The 18,417-nt window shown below is 73.1% G+C and carries 20 protein-coding genes; 13 read left to right on the top strand and 7 right to left on the bottom strand.

Features of this window, described 5'->3' with window-relative positions; genetic code table 11:
* Window positions 1-521: hypothetical protein (locus tag NJ376_RS04410; RefSeq protein WP_252952017.1), on the bottom strand; the 521-nt coding region annotated here is incomplete at its 3' end.
* Between the two features lie 69 nt (window positions 522-590).
* On the opposite strand from NJ376_RS04410, the gene NJ376_RS04405 reads away from it, so the two are divergent.
* The 3 genes from NJ376_RS04405 to NJ376_RS04395 all read left to right on the top strand — a co-directional run bounded on the left by NJ376_RS04405 (window position 591) and on the right by NJ376_RS04395 (window position 4,139).
* Window positions 591-1,307, top strand: coding sequence for a metallophosphoesterase family protein (locus NJ376_RS04405; protein ID WP_252952016.1), 717 nt, complete (start codon window positions 591-593; stop codon window positions 1,305-1,307).
* Window positions 1,308-1,739: 432 nt separating this feature from the next.
* On the top strand, window positions 1,740-3,146 hold the full coding sequence (locus tag NJ376_RS04400; RefSeq protein ID WP_252952015.1) for a PfkB family carbohydrate kinase: 1,407 nt from the start codon (window positions 1,740-1,742) through the stop codon (window positions 3,144-3,146).
* A gap of 420 nt (window positions 3,147-3,566) precedes the next feature.
* Window positions 3,567-4,139, top strand: coding sequence for an invasion associated locus B family protein (locus NJ376_RS04395; RefSeq protein ID WP_252952014.1), 573 nt, complete (start codon window positions 3,567-3,569; stop codon window positions 4,137-4,139).
* Between the two features lie 96 nt (window positions 4,140-4,235).
* Here the strand turns inward: NJ376_RS04395 and NJ376_RS04390 are convergent, their stop codons facing one another.
* Window positions 4,236-5,342 carry an enolase C-terminal domain-like protein gene (locus NJ376_RS04390; protein WP_252952013.1) on the bottom strand — a complete coding sequence of 369 codons (1,107 nt, stop codon included), beginning with the start codon at window positions 5,340-5,342 and terminating at the stop codon, window positions 4,236-4,238.
* A gap of 218 nt (window positions 5,343-5,560) precedes the next feature.
* On the opposite strand from NJ376_RS04390, the gene glk reads away from it, so the two are divergent.
* Both glk and NJ376_RS04380 read left to right on the top strand, forming a co-directional pair.
* On the top strand, window positions 5,561-6,475 hold the full coding sequence (glk, locus tag NJ376_RS04385) for a glucokinase (protein ID WP_252952012.1): 915 nt from the start codon (window positions 5,561-5,563) through the stop codon (window positions 6,473-6,475).
* An 87-nt stretch (window positions 6,476-6,562) separates the two neighbouring features.
* On the top strand, window positions 6,563-7,138 hold the full coding sequence (locus tag NJ376_RS04380; RefSeq protein WP_252952011.1) for a DUF2889 domain-containing protein: 576 nt from the start codon (window positions 6,563-6,565) through the stop codon (window positions 7,136-7,138).
* A 182-nt stretch (window positions 7,139-7,320) separates the two neighbouring features.
* Here the strand turns inward: NJ376_RS04380 and NJ376_RS04375 are convergent, their stop codons facing one another.
* From NJ376_RS04375 to NJ376_RS04360, 4 genes are all read right to left on the bottom strand, one after another.
* The gene (locus tag NJ376_RS04375; protein ID WP_252952010.1) at window positions 7,321-7,926 is read right to left on the bottom strand and encodes a hypothetical protein; all 606 of its coding nucleotides are present in this window, start codon (window positions 7,924-7,926) and stop codon (window positions 7,321-7,323) included.
* A gap of 174 nt (window positions 7,927-8,100) precedes the next feature.
* Window positions 8,101-8,445, bottom strand: coding sequence for an SPX domain-containing protein (locus tag NJ376_RS04370; protein ID WP_252952009.1), 345 nt, complete (start codon window positions 8,443-8,445; stop codon window positions 8,101-8,103).
* 65 nt (window positions 8,446-8,510) lie between these two features.
* Window positions 8,511-8,729: a DUF3126 family protein gene (locus tag NJ376_RS04365; RefSeq protein ID WP_252952008.1), complete on the bottom strand. Its 219-nt coding sequence runs from the start codon at window positions 8,727-8,729 to the stop codon at window positions 8,511-8,513.
* Between the two features lie 58 nt (window positions 8,730-8,787).
* Complete coding sequence (locus NJ376_RS04360) at window positions 8,788-9,084, bottom strand: BolA/IbaG family iron-sulfur metabolism protein (protein WP_252952007.1); 297 nt, start codon at window positions 9,082-9,084, stop codon at window positions 8,788-8,790.
* An 85-nt stretch (window positions 9,085-9,169) separates the two neighbouring features.
* Between NJ376_RS04360 and NJ376_RS04355 the strand changes: the two genes are divergently transcribed.
* The 5 genes from NJ376_RS04355 (at window position 9,170) to NJ376_RS04335 (ending at window position 14,112) form a co-directional block, all read left to right on the top strand.
* Window positions 9,170-9,772, top strand: coding sequence for a J domain-containing protein (locus NJ376_RS04355; RefSeq protein ID WP_252952006.1), 603 nt, complete (start codon window positions 9,170-9,172; stop codon window positions 9,770-9,772).
* A gap of 201 nt (window positions 9,773-9,973) precedes the next feature.
* Window positions 9,974-10,981 carry a cobaltochelatase subunit CobS gene (gene cobS, locus NJ376_RS04350; RefSeq protein WP_252952018.1) on the top strand — a complete coding sequence of 336 codons (1,008 nt, stop codon included), beginning with the start codon at window positions 9,974-9,976 and terminating at the stop codon, window positions 10,979-10,981.
* Window positions 10,982-10,991: 10 nt separating this feature from the next.
* The gene (locus tag NJ376_RS04345) at window positions 10,992-11,207 is read left to right on the top strand and encodes a hypothetical protein (protein ID WP_252952005.1); all 216 of its coding nucleotides are present in this window, start codon (window positions 10,992-10,994) and stop codon (window positions 11,205-11,207) included.
* Between the two features lie 5 nt (window positions 11,208-11,212).
* Window positions 11,213-13,081 carry a cobaltochelatase subunit CobT gene (gene cobT, locus NJ376_RS04340; protein WP_252952004.1) on the top strand — a complete coding sequence of 623 codons (1,869 nt, stop codon included), beginning with the start codon at window positions 11,213-11,215 and terminating at the stop codon, window positions 13,079-13,081.
* Window positions 13,082-13,104: 23 nt separating this feature from the next.
* Window positions 13,105-14,112, top strand: a complete 1,008-nt coding sequence (locus NJ376_RS04335) for an esterase-like activity of phytase family protein (RefSeq protein ID WP_252952003.1) — start codon at window positions 13,105-13,107, stop codon at window positions 14,110-14,112.
* Between the two features lie 110 nt (window positions 14,113-14,222).
* Here the strand turns inward: NJ376_RS04335 and NJ376_RS04330 are convergent, their stop codons facing one another.
* Window positions 14,223-15,437 carry a TIGR03862 family flavoprotein gene (locus NJ376_RS04330; RefSeq protein WP_252952002.1) on the bottom strand — a complete coding sequence of 405 codons (1,215 nt, stop codon included), beginning with the start codon at window positions 15,435-15,437 and terminating at the stop codon, window positions 14,223-14,225.
* A 79-nt stretch (window positions 15,438-15,516) separates the two neighbouring features.
* On the opposite strand from NJ376_RS04330, the gene NJ376_RS04325 reads away from it, so the two are divergent.
* The 3 genes from NJ376_RS04325 to NJ376_RS04315 all read left to right on the top strand — a co-directional run bounded on the left by NJ376_RS04325 (window position 15,517) and on the right by NJ376_RS04315 (window position 18,417).
* Window positions 15,517-15,867, top strand: a complete 351-nt coding sequence (locus tag NJ376_RS04325; RefSeq protein ID WP_252952001.1) for a hypothetical protein — start codon at window positions 15,517-15,519, stop codon at window positions 15,865-15,867.
* 229 nt (window positions 15,868-16,096) lie between these two features.
* The gene (locus NJ376_RS04320; protein ID WP_252952000.1) at window positions 16,097-17,053 is read left to right on the top strand and encodes a polysaccharide deacetylase family protein; all 957 of its coding nucleotides are present in this window, start codon (window positions 16,097-16,099) and stop codon (window positions 17,051-17,053) included.
* Between the two features lie 71 nt (window positions 17,054-17,124).
* The gene (locus NJ376_RS04315) at window positions 17,125-18,417 is read left to right on the top strand and encodes a glycosyltransferase family 4 protein (RefSeq protein WP_252951999.1); all 1,293 of its coding nucleotides are present in this window, start codon (window positions 17,125-17,127) and stop codon (window positions 18,415-18,417) included.

The raw sequence follows: 18,417 nt of genomic DNA, 5'->3' as shown, positions 1-18,417 counted from the left end.
AGGTCCGGCCCCCTGGCCCCCTTGAGGGGCCGGCGCAGCGGGCAGCTGCGCAGCAGCCGCTCCGGCGCCAGCGTGGCCAGCCGCGCATCCAGCCCGGCGAGGCCCGGCATGGCAGGCGGCGGCGGGGTGGGCAGGGGCGGCGGCAGCAGGGCGTGGTCGGCCCAGGCCAGCAGGGCGGGGGCATCCCGTGGCAGCAGCCAGGGCGGGCCCAGCCGCAGCCCGGACAGCGCCTCCAGCGCCGCCGCCGCCTGCCGCACCAGCCGCGGCAGCCCGCCCAGCAGCAGCAGGCTGCCATCCAGGGTTTCGAAGACCTGGCCGTTGCCGGCCTCCGCCGCATCCTGCAACAGCAGCCGGGCCATGCGCCGCCGCGCGGCGCCGGCCAATGGGGCGCTGTCGGGGGCGCCGAGCGGCGGCACCGCCAGCGCCACCCGCCCCTCGAGCCGCGGCAGCAGCCTCTCCAGCCGCGGCCGCAGCGGCGCCGGCATCGGCGGGCGGATGGGGTCGGCCAGCCTCACATTCATGCGCAATCCTTGCGCGCCAGGGTTGAGTCGCGATGCGGCGCTGCGGAATCCCCGCTAACCTCGCCTCGCATGGTCAACGAAACCCTAAGCCCCGGCCGGCTGCCGCCAGGCCAGCGCGTCTATGCCATCGGCGACGTGCATGGCTGCGACCGCCAGCTTGCCGCCCTGCACAAGCGCATCGCGGCGGATGCCAAGGCGCGGCCGGTGCCGCAGATCACCCTGCTGCATCTCGGCGACTACGTGGATCGCGGCCCGGACAGCGCGGCGGTGCTGGAGCGGCTGCTGGCGCCCTCGCCGGTGCCGGGGGCGACGGTGGTGAACCTCCTCGGCAACCACGAGGCCATGATGCTGGAGGGCTGCGAGCCGGATGCGACCGAGGAGGCGATGGGGCAGTGGCTGCAGAATGGCGGCGCCGCCACGCTGAAGAGCTACGGCACCAAGGCCGGCCCCGGCGGCGAGGCCTGGGCCGAGGTGCCGGAGGAGCACATCGCCCTGCTGCGGCAGTTGCCGCTGCTGCATCGCGCGGGGGATTACCTCTTCGTCCATGCCGGGGTGCGGCCGGACCTGCCGCTGGAGCGGCAGAGTGCCATGGACCTGCTGTGGATCCGCGAGCCCTTCCTCTCCTTCGAGGGGGAGCTGCCCTGGGTGGTGGTGCATGGCCATACCCCCGCGCGCAGCCCGGCGATCCTGCGGCACCGCATCGGCATCGATACCGGCGCCTGCTTCGGCGGCGACCTGACCTGCCTGGTGCTGGAGGGCGACCGGCTGCGGTTCCTGGTGGCCTAGATCCCGCAACACCGCTGCGGGGCGTTGCGGGGAGCCCGGTGGCGCTGTCCTTCCTGGGCCTCGCACGGCCCGGCGCGGCAAAGCCGCACCGGGCATCGGGCAGCGCGGATGGCAGGCGCCGCGCCCGGTTCGGACGCCGCTGCGGCGCCGGGATGCGAGTGGGGCGGGTGGCGGGCGGCACGCCCGGTTCCAGGTGCCGCTTCGGCGCCTGACGCGGGCAGGCCGAGTGGCGGCGCCATGGCCGGTTCCGGGTGCCGCTCGGCATCGGCCGCAGGCGGCGGGCCGTTGCGCGGGCAGCGCATGCAGCGCGCGACCCGGGCCGCCGCAGACCGGGCCGGGCGCGGGCAGGCGGCGGGATTTCCGCAAGCATGGCGTGTCCGTGGCTTGCGTCCGCAGCCCGGCATGCGCTACCGCATCAGGATGCATGGCTCCGTGCCCGGGACCCAGGCCGTCGCCGGCGGTTCCGCTCCCTCAGACCTCGTCGAGGCTGTCCGTCAGTTGCGGCGCGGGGCGGTCCTCGTCGTCGGCGACGCCATGCTGGACCGCTACGTCTATGGCCGGGTGGAACGGGTCAGCCCCGAGGCCCCGGTGCCGGTGCTGGCGGTGGAGCGCGAGGTGGCGCTGCCCGGCGGGGCCGGCAACGTCGTGCGCAACCTCACCGCCCTCGGCGCCGCCACCGCCTTCGTCTCCGTGGTGGGGGACGACCAGCCGGGCAGCGACCTCACCGGCCTCATCGGCGGTCAGCCGGGGGTGGAGCCCTGGCTGCTGGTGCAGGGCGGCCGCGCCACCACGACCAAGACGCGCTTCATCGCCGCCGGCCAGCAGATCCTCCGCGCCGATCATGAGGTGGTGGAGCCGATCCACCAGCGCTTGGCGGACCGGATGATCCGCATCGCCACCGATGCGGTGGCGGCGACCAAGGTCTTGCTGCTCTCGGATTACGGCAAGGGCGTGCTGGCCGGGGATATCGCGCAGCGCCTGATCGCCGCCGCCCAGGCCGCCGGCCGCCGCGTGGTGGTGGACCCGAAGGGCGGCGACTGCGCCCGCTTCGCCGGCGCCGACCTCATCATGCCGGACCTTGCGGAACTGGCCGCCGCCACCGGCATGGCGGTGCGCAGCCCGGCGGAGATCGCCGCGGCGGCCGGCGCGCTGCGCCTGGCGCATGGCTTCGGCGCCGTGCTGGTGCTGCGTGGCGAGCAGGGCGTGACCCTGGTGGCGGAAGCCGCGGAGGCGGACCTGGTGCAGCACCACGGCGCCGATGTGGTGGAGCTGGTGGATCCCGCCGGCGCCGGGGATGCGCTGCTGGCCGTGGTCGCCACCGGGCTGGCCGCCGGGCTGGCCCTGCCGGTGGTCGCCCGGCTGGGCGCGCTGGCCGCCGGCGTAGCCTATGGCAAGGCCGGCATCGCCGTGGTGCGGGAAGATGAGCTGGTGGAGATGCTGACGCCGGGCCGCGTCGCGCTGCGCAAGCTGGCCGGCCGCGCCCAGGCGGCGGAGCGGGTGGAGCGCTGGCGCCAGGCCGGCTGGCGTGTCGGCTTCCTGGCCGGCGCCGCCGCCCGCCCGGGGCTGCTGGCCCAGGCGCGCGGCTGGTGCGACCGACTGGTGGTCGGGCTGCCGGATGCCGATGCGGCTGCCAGCGGCCCCGTCCTGGCCGAGGCGCCGGAGATCGACCTGGTGGTGCCCTTCGGCGCGCCGACGCCGCTTGAGCTGATCCGGCTGCTGCGGCCGGACGTGCTGGTGCAGGACCCGGGGCACGCGCCGGAGACGGTGGCGGGGGGCGAGCTGCTGCAGGAATGGGGCGGCACCGTCCGCCGGGTCAGGGCGGAGCCGGAGCCCGCCTGAACTCTCCCCATGAGGTTGCTCCCCACGAGGTTGCCGCGCAACGCCGTGGGCCGCTGGGATGCTGGAATGCGCAGGTTTCGCACCGCCTGCCATGGCGAAGCCGCGGCAGGGCATCGGGCGGCGCCGAGGGGCGCAGTGGGCTGGCGGCTTGGCGTTGCCGGGCTGCGGACAGCCGCCAGCGGCCGTCACAGGGAACCGGGATCGCTCCCTGCCCGCGGCCTTGCGCGGGTCGCCCTGGCGGGGACCGCCAGGGAACCAGCGGGCGGCGGCAAGGCCCAAGACCGCGATGGCGCGGCCGGGCCACGCTGCGCCGGAAAGCGGTTGTATTCCATACGCCAGCGCTTCAATCGGCGCCGAAGCTGCGGTAGAGCGGGCCTATATCAACGTGGGGATGGCATGTCCGGACAGCATATTCGCCTGATGGCCCTCGGCCTCTGCCTGCTGGCAGGCCCCGGCCTGGCGCAGACCGCGCCGCGCGGCGGCGCCCCGGCCACGCCGCCCCCGCCCGCCGCCACCCCCACCCCGGGCCCGGCCACGGAGGCGCCGGAACGCACCACGGCAGTGTTCGGCGACTGGTCCGTGCAATGCGTCACCCGCGCCCAGGCCGGGCGGGTCTGCGAGATGGTGCAGGGCACCCAGAACCAGCAGCAGCAGCCGGTCTCCGTCCTTGCCATCGGCCGCCTGGCCCGGACCGAGCCGCTGCGGCTGGTGGCGCGGCTGCCGGTGACGGTGCTGGTGGCGCAGCCGGTGAAGCTGACCCTGGAGGGCGACCCGGGCCTGACCCTGCCCTTCCGCTACTGCAACACCAACCCGATCGGCTGCTTCGCGGAGCTGGAGCTGCGGGACGAGGCAGTGCTGCGCCGGCTGCGCGCCCGCAACCCGGAGCAGGGGGGCAAGCTGGAATTCAAGGACCCGGCGGGGCAGGGCATCTCCATCCCTGTCTCCTTCCGCGGCTTCGCCGCGGCGCTGGAGGCGCTGCAGAAGGAGGGCTGACGCTCCCGCGGCGCCGTAGGGTCCGGGATCCGGCACAGCCTGCCGCGGCAAAGCCGCGGCAGGGCAAGGGGCTGCGCGGGACGCCCGGCGCCGCGGCTATTCCAGCACCGCGATCTGCTGCCGCTTGATCAGGTCGAAATCGATCTCGGCGCCGAGGCCGGGCGCGGTCGGCGCATGGACCAGCCCGTCCCGGCCTACCTCGATCTCCTTGGCCAGCCCGTATTTATGGGCGCCGTCCGGCAGCAGCACCTCGAAATAGCTGGTGTTGCGGATGGCGCAGCAGACATGCAGGTTCGCCACGTTGTTCAGGCTGTTGCCGCCGTGATGGACCTCGTAGGTCATGCGGAAGGCCTCGGCGAGGTGGGCGGTCTTCAGCAGGGTGGTGATGCCGCCCTTCACCGCCACGTCGCCGCGCAGGTAGTCCGTCGCCTGCAGCATGATCCAGGGCGCATAGCTCTCGAGGCCGGTCGCCGGGTACTCCGTCGCCATGATCGGGATGTCGAGCTTCTGCCGCAGCTTGACGTAGTTGGTGATGTCCTGGTCGTGCAGCGGGTCCTCGTACCAGAGGAAACCCAGCTCCTCGATGGCGCGGCCGACGCGGATCGCCGCCGGGAAATCGTAGGACCAGGTGCTGTCCAGCATCAGGGTGTAGTCGCCGACGGCGTTGCGCACCGCCTCGCACACCTTGATGTCGGTCGGCGGGTGCTGCGGCGGGTGGATCTTGTAGGCAGCCCAGCCGGCCTCGCGGAACGCCACAGCTTCCTCGGCATAGGCCGAGGCGCTGTCGAGCACCTGGGAGGAGGCATAGGCCGGGATGCTGTGGCGGGAGGTGCCGATCAGCCGGTGGATCGGCATCCCCGCCGCCTTGCCGGCGATGTCCCACAGCGCCACGTCCACCGCGCCGATGGAGCGCACGGAGACGAGGCGCGACATCGGCCAGAGCTTCGCGTTGATCGCCTCCCGGTCCAGCGGGTCGCGGCCCATCAGCAGGGGCTTCAGGAAGCGGATCAGCCCCGGCCCGTCATTTGCCGCCGTATGGGTGGCGCTGCCGAGGAAGGCATGGCCGGTGATGCCGGCATCCGTGCCGATGCTGAGCAGCCCGAGGGCGGAGGAGCCGCCCTCCAACTTCGCAGCGGCGTGGTAGCGGGTGGGCGGGATGTTGTCCCAGCCGAAAAGGGTCAGCGAGACATGGTCGATGCGCATGGACGTTTCCTCCTGCGCACAGGCTAGCAGCTTGCCGCCCGGGGCCGGGAGGCAGCGATCGCCGCCCGTGGCGGTCGGCGCGGCGCCCCGGCCGGCAGGATGGCGGTGGCGGGCCTGCCGCCGCGGCGGAACGAACGGGCCATGCCACCTTCGCCACGCCATCAACATCCCGCGGCCAGGGCTGGCCTTCCGCCGGCGCCCCCGGCCAGAGTGGGGGCATGACCACGCTCCTCGCCGATATCGGCGGCACCCATGCCCGCTTCGCCCTGCTGCAGGGCAGCGAGGCGACCCCGCCGGTGACCTACAAGCTGGACGAGTTCCCGGACATCGCCACCGCCATCCGCCAGTACCTCGCCAAGCAGAGCCAGCCCGAGGCGGCGGTGCTGGCCGTGGCGGGTCCGGTGGTGGAGAACCGCGTCACCCTGACCAACCGCGGCTGGGTGGTGGATGGCGCGGCGCTCTCCACCCTGCTCGGCATTCCGCGCATCCGCATCGTGAACGACTTCGCCGCCCTCGCCTGGGCCCTGCCGCATTTCGGGCCGGAGGATCTGCTGCTGCTGGGCGGCACCGCAGGGGAGCCGGGCGAGCCCATGGCGGTGCTCGGCCCGGGCACCGGGCTCGGCGTCGCCGCCTTCCTGCCGCCGGACCGCGTGCTGGCAAGCGAGGGCGGCCATGCCAGCCTGGCCGCCCAGGCGCTGGAGGAGGCGGCGGTGATCGCCACGGTGCGGGCGGAGCATGGCCATGTCTCGGCGGAACGGCTGATCTCCGGCCAGGGGATCGAGGCGCTCTACGCCGCGCTGGGCGGCGAGAAGGGAACGAGCGCGCCGGAGGTGACGGCGCGGGCCCTGGCCGGCGGGGATGCGATCAGCGGCAAGACACTCGCCCTGTTCTGCGCCCTGCTCGGCAGCTTCGCCGGCGATGTGGCGCTGATGTTCGGGGCCCGTGGCGGCGTCTTCATCGGCGGCGGCATCTGCCCGCGCTTCCCGGATGTCCTCGCCAGATCCGAGTTCCGCGCGCGCTTCGAGGCGAAGGGCCGCTTCCAGGCCTGGCTGGCGCCCGTGCCCACCTGGCTGATCCTGCGGCCGGACCCGGCCATGCTCGGCCTGGCCGCCCTGGCCCGGCAGCATGGCTGAGACCCGCGCGAGGCGGGGTGCGGCGCTGGCCAGGGACGGGCATGCATGGCATAGGCGGATGGTGCACTGCACCAAGGATCGTCCTGCATGCCCCTGTCCGACCCTGGCCGCCGCGAACTCCTGCATCTGCGTGACATCCAGCTCCGCGGCTGGCAGCGGGAGGATGGGTTGTTCGACATCGAGGCCCATCTGCTGGACCGCAAGGCCTATGATTTCGAGAATGACGACCGCGGCGTGATGAAGGCCGGTGAGCCGCTGCATGGCATGTGGATCCGCCTGACCATCCGCGACGACATGGAAATCGTCGCCTGCGAGGCCTCCTCCGACCACACCCCCTATGCGCTCTGCCCTGGCGCGGCGCCGAATTTCGCCCGGCTGGCCGGCTTGCGGATCGGCCCCGGCTTCAACCGGGCGGTGAATGAGCGGGTGGGCGGCGTGCTGGGCTGCACCCATTTGCGGGAGGTGCTGGCGCAGATGGCGACGGTCGCCTTCCAGACCCTCTACCCCATCCGGGCGCGGAAGGAGCGGGAGGAGGCGGCGCGCATCGCCGCCGCCGGCGGCACCCCGCCGCAGCGGAAGCCGGCGCTCCTCGGCACCTGCATCGCCTATGCCCCCGACAGCCCCGTCACCCTCGCCCGCTGGCCCTGGCTGCGCTCCGCCTGACGCTGCGGCGCGCCTTCATGGAGGCGCCGGGGATCGCTGCCTGTCCGGCGCCTGCCACTAGAGCAGATCGCGTTCAGATGGAATCATCTGAACGCGTGAAGATGCTCGCAAAACAACGGCCTAGAGCATGCAGCGTGAGCGCAAGCGAACGCAGCATGCTCTAGGGCCGACACACGTCCTAGCTAGAATTTGCCGCCGCCGACCGGGGTCTGGGGGGCGGGGCTGTAGGGCTGGCTGGGGCCGCCATAGGGCTGGGTCGGCTCGCCGCTGCCCTTGCCGGCCATGCCACCGGCCATGCGGCTCACGCAATCCGCCATGGCCTGGCTGGCGGCATTGCTGCCGGAGAGGGAAAGCCGCCACATCGGCTCGCTGCCCTGCCGGAAGGTGACGGCGGCGGCGTTGGCGTAGCGGAATTCCCGCAGGAAATTCTCCAGCCGATTGAAGGGCACGGTGAATTCCACGAAGCCGCCGGCGGTGGCGGTGGCCGGGTTGCCGGTGGCATTCGCGGTCCAGGGGCCGAGCTGGTCGAATTGCAGGGCGACCGGCACGCGGGTTCCGGCGGGGATCTGCCAGCTCGGCTTGATGAGCTGGACGGTGAAATGCGGCTGGCCCTGCCAATATTTGATGCCAAAGTACCGGCCGTCCTGCCAGCTCGTGGACACGCCGCAGACCGGGCGGCCGTCATTGGTGGCGCCGCCGAAGGCCTCCCAGGCGCCGAAGACGCCGATCGTCCGGGTTTCCGCCGCAGCCCCGCCGGCCAGGCAACCCAGGCCCAGCGCAATGAACAAGGGCGCGATGACCAAAGGCGCCAGGACCGACCGGACGGTGGCCCCACACGGGACGGCGAGGGATCGAAGCGGCATCGCGGCCCTCCACGGCAGGATCTTGGCGTCTCCGGGAAGGCAATGTTACCTGAACGCAATCTGTGACGGCAAGCCGCAGGCGCGGGATGCAGCGTCTTGTTACGTGGCACGGCGGCCAGGCGGGGGCGGCAGCGGGGCATAGGCCTCCGTCGTCGTCCCGCTGCCGAACTGGCCGCGGTCCTCAGGCAGCGCCGGGGCGTCCCGGTCCGGCTGCGGCGGCGCGTCCATCGGCGCCGTCGCGGCGCCGGGCATGCCGTCCCAGGGCGTGCCATGCAGCAGCGCCAGCGGCAGCGCCCGCTCCGCCGGGCAGGAACAGACGGCGCTGCGGTCGGCCAGCAGGTTCGGCATGGTCGATTGCTCGCAAAAGGGGCAGAGCACGGGCTCCAGCCGGAGCTGCTCCGGCTCGGCGCTCTCCCCCGGCACGAAATTGCCCTGCTCCGCCATGCCCGCCTCCTTCGCTCGCCTCCCCTCAACCGCCGGGGCGGCGGGCGGTTCGGCGGCGGGCGGCCTCAGTTGATCTGGGAGAGGTCCTCCGCCAGCACGACGATCTGGATGGCGTAGGAGACCTCGCCATCCTCCACGTCGCGATGGACGGTGCCGACAAACTCGCTGCCGACGAACATCTCGACCGAGGCGTTGCGGCGCTGCGGGGTGGCCAGCTTGATGCGCTCATTCCCCAGCATGCGGCGGAGATGCGCCTGCACGGCGGCAAGTTCGGCAGGGGTCATGGATCGCCTCTCCTGGTCCTGGAACAGGCGGTCCCTTAGCCCCGGCGCGGAACCGCCGCTACCCCCGGGCGCTTCCGGACGCGGCGGCCTCCTCCGGCGTCAGCAGCCGCAGCGAGAGCGCATGCATCCCGCCGCCGAATTCCGCCGCCAGCGCGGCATGCGCGGCGCGGGAGCGGGCGAGGCGGGACATCCCGGCGAAGGCCGGGCTGATGACGAGGACGCTGAAATGCGTCTCCCCGCCCGGGGCGGCGCCGGCATGGCCGGCATGCTGGGCGCTGTCATCCGCCACCCTGACCTCGGCGGGCGGGAAGGCGGCTTCGAGGGCGGTGGCAAGGCGTTCGGCGCGGCTTGGCATGGCGTGCAGCTTCCCGGCCGGGGCGTGCCCGCGCAAGCCCTGCGCGCGGCTTGCATGGCTGGCAGGGGGCGCCCATAACTTGGCGATGCCCCCCCGCCGCGGCACAGCCCCCGAGCCGGCAGACCCGGACCATCCGCCGCGCCCCTGCGAATCCCCGGGCTGCCCCAACCCCGGCGAGTACCGGGCGCCGAGATCCCGCACCAGCCTGAATGAATACCGCTGGTTCTGCCTGCCCCATGTGCGCGAATACAACGCCGCCTGGGACTACTACAAAGGGATGGGACCGAACGAGATCGAGGCCAATCTGCGCGCCGACACCGCCTGGCAGCGCCCCACCTGGCCGCTCGGCCGGCTCGGCGGCTCCCGGCGGTTCGACCCGGAATTCCTGCGCGATCCGCTCGGCCTGCTCTACGATACGCCGCTGCATGCGAAGCGCGCCCGGCCGGCGGAGCGGAAGGCGGAGGCACCGCCGGAACTTCGCGCCGCGCTCGACGTCCTCGGTCTGGAATGGCCGCTGGAGCCGCCGGCGCTCAGGGCCCGGTACAAGGAACTGGCGAAGCGCTACCACCCGGACGCCAATGGCGGGGATCGCGGGGCCGAGGACAAGCTGAAGGACGTGAACCGCGCCTACAGCCTGTTGCGGCAGCGCCTCGGCCGCGGCCGCGCGGCCCCGGCGGCGGCGGAATAGCCCGCGCGTGGCGGCGGGCGGCCGGGCCGGAAAGCCGAGGCTGGCCGCGGCTTTCGGTGCCGCTGCGTCGCGCGGCCGAAGGTTCTGCCAGGCATTCGGGGCCTGCCGGCGCGGCTTGCCGGAAATCCCGATTGCCCGGGTAGCCTGTTCTGCGGGCCTGTCCTAGAGTCACCCCTGAGAGAAGCACTAGAGCGGATGCCGATGACCAAGGTCGCCACACTCGCCGAAATCCGTCCCACCTCGGCGATCAATGCCCCGGACACCACCGTGAAGGCGCGGGAGGCGTTCGGCATCGACACTGACCTCGAAGTGCCGGCCTTCTCGGTCCGCACTGAGCACGTGCCGGAGCTGGACACCACCTACCGGTTCGACCGGGAGACCACGCTGGCGATCCTGGCGGGCTTCGCCAACAACCGCCGCGTCATGGTCCAGGGCTATCACGGCACCGGCAAGTCGACGCATATCGAGCAGGTGGCGGCACGGCTGAACTGGCCCTGCATCCGGGTGAACCTCGACAGCCACATCAGCCGCATCGACCTGATCGGCAAGGACGCCATCGTCCTCAAGGACGGCAAGCAGGTGACGGAGTTCCGCGAGGGCATTCTGCCCTGGGCCCTGCAGCACCCCTGCGCCCTGGTGTTCGACGAGTACGATGCCGGTCGCCCGGACGTGATGTTCGTCATCCAGCGCGTGTTGGAGGTCGAGGGCAAGCTGACCCTGCTCGACCAGAACAAGGTGATCCGGCCGCACCCCTATTTCCGCCTCTTCGCCACGGCGAACACCGTCGGCCTCGGCGACACCACCGGCCTCTACCACGGCACCCAGCAGATCAATCAGGGCCAGATGGACCGCTGGTCGATCGTCGCCACGCTGAACTACCTGCCGCATGCGCAGGAGACGCAGATCGTGCTGGCGAAGATGGGCGCCGAGGGCGATCCCAAGGCGAAGAAGCAGGTGGAGGCGATGGTGGCCCTGGCCGACCTGACCCGCGCCGGCTTCATCGCCGGCGACATCTCCACCGTGATGTCACCGCGCACCGTCATCACCTGGGCGGAGAACACCCGCATCTTCGGCGATGTCGGCTTCGCCTTCCGCCTCACCTTCCTCAACAAGTGCGACGAGGCGGAGCGCGGCACGGTGGCCGAGTACTACCAGCGCTGCTTCAACGAGGACCTGCCGAGCGGCAGCCTGCTGAAGAAGGCGGGCTAGCCCCGCCGCGATGGCGTCCTCGGCCGCGGCGCGGGCCCGCCAGTTCCGCAACTGGATGTGGCTCGGCGCGGCGGCCGGCTTCGCCAACGGGCTGTACGGGGCAAAGGCGGCCTGGGCCGGCAACGGCATCGCCGCCAATCTCGGGGAAGCCCTGGGCGGGGCCCTTGTCGCCGGGCTGCTGGCCCGGGCCGTCTGCTGGGTGTGGTTGAAGCGTCAGGATCCTTGATCGACATGTCCAAGCAGGATCTTACCCGCCAGGAAGAGTTCAAGCGCGCCACCGCCGGCACGCTGCGGGCCATCGCGCATGCCAATTCGGAAGTGCAGGTGGCCTTCCAGCCCGGCCCCGGCGGCGTCGCCGGCAAGCGCGTGCGCCTGCCGCTGCCGACGCGCGCCCTGCCGCCCGCCGAGATGGCCCGGTTGCGCGGCGCCGCCGATGCCGCGGCGCTCCGGCTCCGCCACCATTCGGACGCCGTCCATGCCTCCCGCCAGCCCGGAAGGCGGGAGGCGAAGGAGGTCTATGACGCGCTGGAGGATGTGCGCGTCGAGGCCGTGGGCAGCAGGCACATGGCCGGCGTCGCCGCCAATCTCCGCGCCCGCCTCGCCGACCAGTGCGAGACCGAGGGCTATGACCGGATGACGCGGAAGGACCAGCTGCCGCTGCCCGCCGCGCTCTCCCTGCTGGCGCGGGAACGCATCACCGGCGAGAAGGCGCCCGAGGTCGCCCACCGCATCCTCGACCTCTGGCGGGACACGCTGGGCGAGGAAGCCGACAAGGCCCTGGCCGAGATGGCCGACAACACCGAGGACCAGGACGCCTTCGCCCGCGCCTCCCGCAAGCTGCTGGCCGCGCTGGATTTGGCCGAGGCCGAGGTGGAGAGCCAGTCCGAGGACCAGGAGGACGGCGAGGAGAGCGGCGAGCAATCCAGCCAGCAGGACCAGTCCGGGGAGGGCGAGGCCCAGTCCCAGGACCAGGAGAGCATGCTGGGCGCCCAGCCCGAGACCATGCAGGGCGAGGCTGCCGAGGAGGAGGCGCAGGAGAGCGAGGAGGAGGGCGCCGCCGCCGAGGGCGACGACAAGCCCGGCGGCCCGCAGCAGCGCAAGGAGGTCGTCCAGACCGACGACACCAGCCGCTACCACGCCTTCACGACGCAATTCGACGAAATCGTCGAGGCCGACGACCTCTGCGACCCGGAGGAGCTGGGGCGGCTGCGGCAGCAGCTCGACCAGCAGCTCTCCCACCTGCAGGGCGTGGTCTCGAAGCTCGCCAACCGGCTGCAGCGACGCCTGTTGGCCCAGCAGCAGCGGGCCTGGGAGTTCGACCTGGAGGAGGGGACGCTGGATGCGGCGCGGCTCGCCCGCATCGTCGCCAACCCGATGCTCTCCCTCTCCTACAAGCGGGAGCGGGAGGCGGATTTCCGCGACACCGTCGTCTCCCTGCTGATCGACAATTCCGGCTCCATGCGCGGCCGCCCCATCACGGTCGCGGCGATGTGCAGCGACATCCTGGCGCGGACGCTGGAGCGCTGCGCGGTGAAGACCGAGATCCTCGGCTTCACCACCCGCGCCTGGAAGGGCGGCCAGTCCCGCGAGAAATGGGTGCAGGACGGCAAGCCGCGGAACCCCGGCCGACTGAACGACCTGCGCCACGTCGTCTACAAGGCGGCGGACGCCCCGTGGCGGCGGGCGCGCAAGAATCTCGGCCTGATGCTGCGCGAGGGGCTGCTGAAGGAGAACATCGACGGCGAGGCGCTGGAATGGGCCTATAAGCGGCTCCGCTCCCGCCCCGAGCATCGCCGCATCCTGATGGTGATCTCGGACGGCGCGCCGGTGGATGACAGCACGCTCTCCGTGAACCCGGGCAACTACCTGGAGCGCCACCTGCGCAAGGTGATCGCCGATATCGAGGGCCGCGGCGACGTCGAATTGATCGCCATCGGCATCGGTCATGATGTAACCCGCTACTACCGGCGTGCCGTCACCATCGTGGACGCCGAGGAGCTCGGCGGGACCATGATGAAGAAGCTGGCGGAACTCTTCGACGAGGATGCGGCCGAGGCCTGGCAGCGGGCCGCCGCCCAGGGTTCGGCGCTGGTCGGCTGACCGGCCCGAGGATGGAGACGCCGATGGGCGGCCCGGGCGATCCGCCCGGGCAGGGCCCCGGGGCCGGCCGCGCCTGGCGCCGCCGGTCCTTCCTGTTCGGCACGCTGGGGGCCGCGGGCGGGCTGCTGGCCTGCGCCGGGGCGGCGAGCCAATCCTCCCCTGCCGCCACCCCGCTGCCGCTGGAGCCCCTGCCGCCCGGCAGCAAGCTGGAGGCGCTCGGCGGGCTGGTATTGGACACCGGCGTCATCGGCTTCGGCGGCTTCTCCGCCCTGCATGTGGACGATGCGCTGAACCTGACCAGCATCGCCGATATCGGCCGCTGGATGACGGCGCGGCTGGTGCTGGACGGGCTGCGCCCGGCGGGGCTGCAGGCGGTGCGGACCGGGATGCTGCGGGACGGCACCGGCGCGCCGCTCGGCCGCGGCTTCGCGGGGGATGCGGAAAGCCTCGCCCCCCTGCCCGGCGGCGGCTGGCTGGTAGGGTTCGAGCGCTGGCACCGCATCCGTGACTACGCCGCGCTGGACGGGCCCGGCCGCTATGTGCAGGCGCCGCCGGAGATCGCGGCCTCGCCGCCAAATGGCGGCATGGAGAGCCTGGCGGTGCTGCCGGACGGACGCTGGTTCATCATCGCCGAGAACAACCCCTGGCCGACCCCGGCGGAGACCCGGCCGGCCTGGATCGGCGGGCCGGAGCGCTGGCGGAAGCGCCTCTACCTGCCGGCGCCGGATTTCGACCCCGCGGATATGGCGCCGCTGCCGGATGGCGGGGTGCTGGTGCTGGAGCGGAGCTTTTCCGCCCTGGGCGGCTTCGGCAGCCGGATCGTCCGGCTGACCGCCCGTCAGCTCGATGGCGAGGGGGTGATGGAGGGGGAGGAGCTGCTGCGCTTCGCCCCGCCTCTGCCGATCGACAATTTCGAGGGCATTTCCGTCTTCGAGCATGGCGGGCGGCGGCTGGTGGCGCTGGTCTCCGACGACAACCAGTTCTTCCTGCAGCGCAGCCTGCTGCTGCTCTTTGCTTTGGTGGACGACTAGGCACTCCCACGACGCCGCTGCACGCCGTCGCGGGGGCCCCGGAGTCGCTGGACGAGCAGCGCCTCGCACAGCCTGCCGCGGCAGGACAGCGGGGTACGGGGTGGGGAGCTTCAGCCCGGCGGTGGCGAGGTGGCCAGCCAGTCCAGCGCGCCTTGCCCCGCCGCCCGCCCGGTGGCGAAGCAGGCCTGCAGCAGGTAGCCGCCGGTCGGCGCTTCCCAATCCAGCATCTCCCCGGCGGCGAAGACGCCCGGCCGGCCCCGCAGCATCAGCCGCGCATCCAACGCCGCCCAGCCCAGCCCGCCGGCCGAGGAGATGGCGCGCTCGATCGGCATCGGCGCCTCCAGCCGCAGCGGCAGCGCCTTCACTAGGGCGGAGAGCGGCGCCGTGGCCCCGGCCCGCAGCGCGTCCTGCACCAGCGCCGCGGCCACCGGCGGCAGCCCCGCCCGGCGCAGATGGTTGGCCAGCGAGACGCCGCCGCGCGGCGCATCCAGCCGCCGCGCCAGCTCCTCGGCCGCCAGATCCGGGCGGAGGTCGAGCAGCGCCGTCACCGGCCCCGCCGCCGCGATCGCCTCCCGCAGCGGGGCGGAGAGGGCATAGACGGCGCCGCCCTCGATCCCCGTCTCGGTCAGCACCGCCTCCCCGCGCACCGCCTGGCCGCGGAAGGTGAGGGCGATGCGCTTCAGCGGCGTGCCGGCGAAGCGCGCGCGGAGATGCGCCGACCAGGCGATGCGGAAGCCGCAATTGGCCGGGCGGAAGGGCGTGACGCCGGGCAGCTTCCCGACCCAGCCGCCATCCGCCCCCAGCCGCGGCCAGGAGGCGCCGCCCAGCGCCAGCACCGCAGCCGCCGGGCGCAGCACCACCGGGCCGCCGGGCGTGGCGAAGGCGAGGCCGCCCTCCGGCGCCCAGCCCTCCCAGCCATGGCGCAGGCGGAACGCCGCCCCCAGCCCGGCCAGCCGCGCCAGCCAGGCCCGCAGCAGCGGGGAGGCCTTCAGCGCCCGCGGGAAGATCCGGCCGCTGCTGCCGGTGAAGCAGGGCTGGCCCAGCCCTTCCGCCCAGGCCACCAGCGCCGAGGGCGGGAAGGCGCGGATCAGCGGCTCCAGCTGCGGCCGGGCCGCGCCGTAGCGGGCGAGGAAGGGCTCCAGCGGCTCGGAATGCGTCAGGTTCAGCCCGCCGCGGCCGGCCATGAGGAATTTCCGCCCGGGGCTCGGCATGCGGTCCAGCACCGTCACGGCGGCGCCGCCCATGGCCAGGACCTCCGCCGCCATCAGCCCTGCCGGCCCGGCGCCGACCACGGCGACCGCCGGCCGCTCCTGCTCTGCCTGCATGGCGGGGGTTGTAGCCGCCAGGCGAACCTTCGGCCACCGGCGCCGTTATGGCGCGCGACCGAGACAAGGGAGCCAACCCATGGCTGACGGCTATTTCTCCGCTCTGCGTGAGCGCGCCCATGACGTCCGTGACAGCGCCGAGAGCTATGGCCGCCGGGCGCGGCGGGAGCTGCATGACCGCAGCGATGACACCCGCGGCGAGCTGGCGCGGCTCTGGGGCCAGCTCGAGGATCTGGTGGAGCGGCGGGTGGCGCCGGCCGCCTCCGAGGCGGCGGGCAATGCCCGGGTCTATGCGCGGGAGGGGCGGGACGCTGCCCTCTACCTCGCCGACCATATCCGGGACGCGACCCGGGCGCGGCCGCTGGTGGCGATCGGCGTGGCGGTGGCCGCCACCTGGCTGATCGGCTCGCTGCTGCGCGGCAAGCGCTGAATGAGCGGGGCGGGGCCGGCGCGCCCCGTCCTGTCGCGCCGGGCGGTTGGACAACGGTTCCGCTGCCGGACTATCCTGCGGGATGCTTCTCTCCCCGCCATCCCGGCCAAGCCCCGCCGCGGCCGGTGCCTCCGCCCTGCCGGCGGGTGCAGCGCCGCCGGGGCCTTCGGCAGGCCCGGCCGGGGCGTTCTTCCGGAATGTCAGGCCAGCCCAGCCCCTGCCCGGGACGGTGCTGTGCGGCCTTGCCGTCGATGCCGAGGAGGATTTCGACTGGGCGGCACCGGTTCAGGGCACCTCCTTCACCACCGATTGCATGCACCGCATCCGGGACCTGCAGGTCATCGCGGGCGCCTACGGTATCCGCCCGACCTACCTGCTGACCTATCCGGTGCTGCAGGATGCGGAAGCGGTGGCGATCCTCCGCCGCTACCTGGCGCGCGGCGAATGCGATGTCGGCGTGCAGCTCCACCCCTGGGTCACCCCGCCCTTCGAGGGCGGCACCGCGGCGGCGCTCTCCTATTCCGGCAATCTGGATCCGGCGCTGGAGGCGAAGAAGCTCGGCGTCCTGTCGGCGGCCTTCCGCGACGGATTCGGCTGCGCGCCGGAGATCTACCGCGCCGGACGCTACGGGCTCTCGCGCCACACCACCGCGCTGCTGGAGGAGCTCGGCTTCCGGATCGACACCAGCCTGGCGCCGCGCACGGATTTCTCGCCGGATGGCGGGCCGGACTACAGCGAGTTCGACTACCGCCCCTTCTGGTTCGGCGGTGACCGCCCGCTGCTGGAATTGCCGCTCTGCCGCAGCATCGTCGGCTGGGGCGGGCGACTGGCCGGGGCGCTGCACCCGGCCCTGGCCAAGCCCGGCCGGCTGCCGCTGCGCATCGCCTCCGTCGTCGCCCAGACGCGCTTCGCGGAGCGCATCACCCTCTCGCCGGAGGGCAACGACCTTGGCGCCATGATGCGGCTGGTGAAGGGGCTGCGGCGGCGCGGCGTGCCGGTGCTGGTGCTCAGCTTCCACAGCTCCTCGCTCATGGTCGGGCGCAGCCCCTATGTCCGCAGCCGGGCGGAGCTGCACCATTTCTACGACCGGCTCTCCGCCATACTGGCGCATCTGGCGGCGGAGCCGGGCCTCCGCTTCGCCCGGATCGCGGACATCCCCGCCCTGCTCGGGCCGCCCGCGGCATGACCGGCGCGATGACAGGCGAGGGTCCCGCAGCCGCGTCGGGCCAGGCGCGGCCAGCCCGGCCACAGCCGCCGGTGCTGCTGATCGCCAACAACTTCCCGCCCATCCGCGGCGGCTCGGCCTCGGTCTATGCGGCGCTGGCGCGGCATGCCGGGGGCCGCATCGGCGTGCTGGCCTCCCGGCTCAACTACGTGGACGGGCTGCCGATCATCGGCTGGCGGGAGCATGACCGGCTGGCGCCCTACCCGGTGCAGCGGCTGGCGCTGCTGCGGACCACCCTCGCGGAGCAGCCGCCGCGCGGGCTCCGCCGGCTGGGCTTCCTCGCCCGGGACGCCATGCTGCGGCTGCGCGTGGCGACGGCGATCCTCGGCCATGTCGCTCGCGGCAGCCGCACCCTCTGCATCGGCGAGCTGCTCGCCAGCAGCTGGGTGGTGGCGCTGTTCCGCTGGCTGCCGGGGCTGCGCCTCGTCGCCTATGTGCATGGCGAGGAGATCACCACCTCGCCGGAGGCCGATGCCGTCCAGCGGACCGGCCGGCGCACCCTGGCGCGGTGCGACGCCATCGTCGTGGTCAGCCGCTTCACCCTGGCGGCGGTGGAGCAGCTCCTCGGCAGCGCGGCGCGGAGCCGGCTCTGCCTGATCGAGAACGGGGTCGATACCGGCCGCTTCACCCCCGGCCCCCGGCAGCCGGCGCTGATGGGTTTCTACGGGCTGGAAGGCTGCTTCGTCTTCGTCTCGGTCTGCCGGCTGGTGGAGAAGAAGGGCATCGACCACAGCATCCGCGCCTTCGCCGAGGTGGTCCGCACCCGGCCGGATTGCCGCTACCTGGTGGTCGGCACCGGCGCTCAGGCCGAGGAGCTGCGGGCGCTGGCGGCGGAGATGGGCGTGGCGGACAAGGTGGTCTTCGCCGGCGAGGTGAGCGAGGAGGAGCTGGTGGCGCATTACCGGCTGGGCGATGTCTTCGTGATGCCCAACCGCCGCCTGGCGAATGGCGACACCGAGGGCTTCGGGCTGGTGTTCCTGGAGGCCAATGGCTGCGGCCTGCCGGTGGTGGCCGGGCGCGACGGCGGCAGCACCGATGCGGTGAAGGACGAGGTGAACGGCTTGGTGGTGAACGGCCATGCGGTGGCGGACATCGCCGGCGCGATGGCCCGGCTGCACGACGACCGGGCGCTCTACGAGCGGATCCGGCTGCAGGCGCTGGAGGTGGCGCAGCGGGCGGGCTGGGAGGGCAAGGCCCGGGCCTTCCTCGCCCTGTGCGGCGTGGAGGAGGAGCCCGGCGCGGTGAAGGCTGCCCCGGGTTCGGGAGCCTTGCCCGCTGGCAATGCCGCCACCCCCCACCGGGGACCGGACCGGTCCCCAGTGTGA

The sequence above is a fragment of the Siccirubricoccus soli genome, from assembly GCF_024178315.1.
Lineage (GTDB): Bacteria > Pseudomonadota > Alphaproteobacteria > Acetobacterales > Acetobacteraceae > Siccirubricoccus > Siccirubricoccus soli.
The sequence above is the reverse complement of the archived record's forward strand: the minus strand, read 5'-3'. Positions and strand labels throughout refer to the sequence as shown.

What these genes read in the sequence shown, in the direction of transcription:
- NJ376_RS04330 (WP_252952002.1), bottom strand. Translation starts at nt 15,437, where the DNA reads ATGCAGGCAGAGCAGGAGCGGCCGGCGGTCGCCGTGGTCGGCGCCGGG.
- NJ376_RS04325 (WP_252952001.1), top strand. Translation starts at nt 15,517, where the DNA reads ATGGCTGACGGCTATTTCTCCGCTCTGCGTGAGCGCGCCCATGACGTC.
- cobT (WP_252952004.1), top strand. Translation starts at nt 11,213, where the DNA reads ATGTCCAAGCAGGATCTTACCCGCCAGGAAGAGTTCAAGCGCGCCACC.
- NJ376_RS04335 (WP_252952003.1), top strand. Translation starts at nt 13,105, where the DNA reads ATGGGCGGCCCGGGCGATCCGCCCGGGCAGGGCCCCGGGGCCGGCCGC.
- glk (WP_252952012.1), top strand. Translation starts at nt 5,561, where the DNA reads ATGACCACGCTCCTCGCCGATATCGGCGGCACCCATGCCCGCTTCGCC.
- NJ376_RS04395 (WP_252952014.1), top strand. Translation starts at nt 3,567, where the DNA reads ATGGCCCTCGGCCTCTGCCTGCTGGCAGGCCCCGGCCTGGCGCAGACC.
- NJ376_RS04345 (WP_252952005.1), top strand. Translation starts at nt 10,992, where the DNA reads ATGGCGTCCTCGGCCGCGGCGCGGGCCCGCCAGTTCCGCAACTGGATG.
- NJ376_RS04380 (WP_252952011.1), top strand. Translation starts at nt 6,563, where the DNA reads ATGCCCCTGTCCGACCCTGGCCGCCGCGAACTCCTGCATCTGCGTGAC.
- NJ376_RS04405 (WP_252952016.1), top strand. Translation starts at nt 591, where the DNA reads ATGGTCAACGAAACCCTAAGCCCCGGCCGGCTGCCGCCAGGCCAGCGC.
- NJ376_RS04390 (WP_252952013.1), bottom strand. Translation starts at nt 5,342, where the DNA reads ATGCGCATCGACCATGTCTCGCTGACCCTTTTCGGCTGGGACAACATC.
- NJ376_RS04355 (WP_252952006.1), top strand. Translation starts at nt 9,170, where the DNA reads ATGCCCCCCCGCCGCGGCACAGCCCCCGAGCCGGCAGACCCGGACCAT.
- NJ376_RS04370 (WP_252952009.1), bottom strand. Translation starts at nt 8,445, where the DNA reads ATGGCGGAGCAGGGCAATTTCGTGCCGGGGGAGAGCGCCGAGCCGGAG.
- cobS (WP_252952018.1), top strand. Translation starts at nt 9,974, where the DNA reads ATGACCAAGGTCGCCACACTCGCCGAAATCCGTCCCACCTCGGCGATC.
- NJ376_RS04360 (WP_252952007.1), bottom strand. Translation starts at nt 9,084, where the DNA reads ATGCCAAGCCGCGCCGAACGCCTTGCCACCGCCCTCGAAGCCGCCTTC.
- NJ376_RS04365 (WP_252952008.1), bottom strand. Translation starts at nt 8,729, where the DNA reads ATGACCCCTGCCGAACTTGCCGCCGTGCAGGCGCATCTCCGCCGCATG.